Raw genomic sequence first — 2431 nt, forward strand, 5'->3', positions numbered from 1 at the left:
GCAGGTCGCCGTCCAGTGTCACGATGATGCCGTAATGCCGGCGACGGGTGCTGACCTGTGACCACAACTCGGTGAAGGCGATGCCGTGCAGAGTGGCCAGTCTGGCGAGGTAGGAGACCGCGAGCTCGTTGTGCGCGGGCCGCAGGCGGATCGGCAGCCGGGAGACCATCAGGCGCTGGCCTGCTTGGTCGCTGCCCGTGCTCGCGGCCGCCGAGCCGCGGTCGACCGTTCGGCGGCGAAGTCGACCGGGACCAGGTCGAGCAGGTCTCGGGTGATGCGTTCGCTGCCATCCTCGATGGCCAGGATCGCGCCGCCGCGAACGAGCTGGGACAGGCTGCCGATCATGCCGCCGGTGCGCTGGAACAGGTATTCGGCCAGGCCGACCAGGGTTCCGGCGTCGTGGTTGTGCAGGCGCAGGGTGGACTCCAGGGTGGCCACCAGTCCGGCCCAGCTCTCCCGTTGAGCGGCGGTGCCGTAGTCGAACGGCGCGGAGCCGATCAGCGTGAACCGGCCGGCGATCTGCCGGCCCCGGACCCCGCCGAACAGGCCCTGCGCTTCGACGTCGATGCCGGCGTAGGCGAAGGTCGCGGGCAGCCGTTCGGCGAAGTATTTGAGCTGGTCGGAGACTTCGGCGCCGGACCGGGTGGCCAGGTTGAGGTTGTGGATCTCGTCGACCAGCACCAGCTCGACGTGGGTGGCCGCGGCGGTTGTGCAGACCGCGTTGACGATCTCGGGCAGGTTGGCCCGAGGGTTGAACTCCAGGCCAAGGAATCGGGCGAACTCGGCCGCGAGCATCTTCGGCGTGGCCGCCGGCGGGACGGTGACGTAGATGACCGGCAACCGGTTCTGCCCGGCCAGGCCGGGATGCCGGCGTCGGACCGCGAGTTCGTGGGTTCGGCCGAGTTGGGTCAGGGCGGTGGTCTTGCCGGTGCCCGACGCGCCGGAGACGATCAGGCCCCGGCGCGCGGAGACCTGGCGGTGGTTGAGCTGGACCAGCAGCCGGCCGGTGGTCATGACCTGCCGGATCACCGGCGTGTGCGCGAGCGGGAGCTGCGCGTGGTAGTCCCGTCGCGCCTGGTCCAGGCGGAACCGCTCGGCATCCGACAGGGTCAGCAGATCGGCGTGGGCAGGTAGGGCCGGCGGGCTGGTCTGGTGGTCGACGAATCGGTGCCAGCCCTCTTTGGTGGTCAGCGGCTCCTCGATGACCGGCAGCACTTCCTCCACCGGGCGCGCGGGGACCTGCTGGGGGCGGGGTCGCCTTGTCATAGCCACCTTTCGGCTTCGGCGTCGGCGTCGAAGACGCCGAAGGGGATCACGTCGGTGTGCTGGCCCGGCGCGGCCGTCGGGGCGGGAATCTCTTGCGCCAGGGCGATTTCTGCCGCCGGCGGCCGGTGCGCAGTGGTCGCGGTGCGGGTGCGGGCGGCGACGCGACGACCGGTCTTGTCCGGCCCGTGCTCGGCCCGGGTCAGCAGCGCGTGCAGGATCCGCGCGACCTCAGCCTCGGTCGCGTCGCTGCCGGACTCGGCCGCCAGGCGGCGGGCGTGGCGCCAGGTGAAGTCCGCGAACGGCGCGCTGACCATGGCGCGGTGCGTCCAGGGGACGGTGATCCAGCCCTCGGGCGTGCGCAGGAAGACCTGGGCGAGGTCGTAGGGGTCGTAGTGCACTTCCCAGAGGCCCCGTTTGCTGGTCAGCCCTGAGTGCTGGCGGCGGAACGACCCGAGGTCCGGGCTGTCGTAAGTGCGGTGTTCGATGCGGATGCCGTAGTCGTTGATCGCCCGCCACTTCACCGGTAGCAGTTCGAGGTAGTCGGTGCTGGTCAGGGTGAGCGGCAGGTAGCCGGCGATCGCGACCAGGTCGGCGTAGCGCTCGTTCGGGGTCAGCACCCGCCGTGGCGCGTGGGGATCGCGCAGAGCGTCGTGCGGCCGGTGCTGCCAGCCGACGATCAGCCACTCGTCCAACAGGTCCTGCAACTCCTCCAGCGTCCACTCGGCGGCGACGGCGCGGCCGCGCTGCTGGGTGTTGGCGCCCTTGAATCCGGCGACGTGCTGGGCGAACAGCGTCTTGATCGCGCTGAAGGTCGCCTCGACCACGGCCTTGTCGGTCGGGGTGTCCTTGCGGGCGGGCTGGATCGAGATGCCCAGCCGTTCGCAGGCGCGGGTGAAGGTGTCGGAGACGAACACCTTGCCGTGGTCGATGACGACCTGGTCGGGGACGATGACCGGCCGCGCGGCGGCCTCGCGCATCCGCGCGTCGATGGCCAGCAGCCGTTGGTGCGGCAGCCGGGACGCCGACATCCGCAGAGCGTCGGCCCAGCCCGGCCGCATCGGCTCGGGGACCAGCATCTTGGCCAGCAGCAGGGAGGCGTCGACGGCTTTCGTGCCGACCGGGCGCAGCACCGCGGCGCAGATCGTGCGGGTGGCGATGTCGACGG

Annotated in this window: 2 protein-coding genes; both read right to left on the minus strand. The window is 71.1% G+C overall.

Annotation, left to right across the window (positions count from 1 at the left end; translation table 11 throughout):
* Positions 1–168: 168 nt before the first annotated feature.
* Complete coding sequence (locus KUTG_RS00005; protein WP_084578746.1) at positions 169–1266, minus strand: TniB family NTP-binding protein; 1098 nt, start codon at positions 1264–1266, stop codon at positions 169–171.
* The coding region (locus KUTG_RS00010) for a Mu transposase C-terminal domain-containing protein (protein WP_043713961.1) at positions 1263–2431 on the minus strand (1169 nt) is incomplete at its 5' end. The genes KUTG_RS00010 and KUTG_RS00005, both read right to left, overlap by 4 nt.

The sequence above is a fragment of the Kutzneria sp. 744 genome (assembly GCF_000568255.1).
GTDB lineage: Bacteria > Actinomycetota > Actinomycetes > Mycobacteriales > Pseudonocardiaceae > Kutzneria.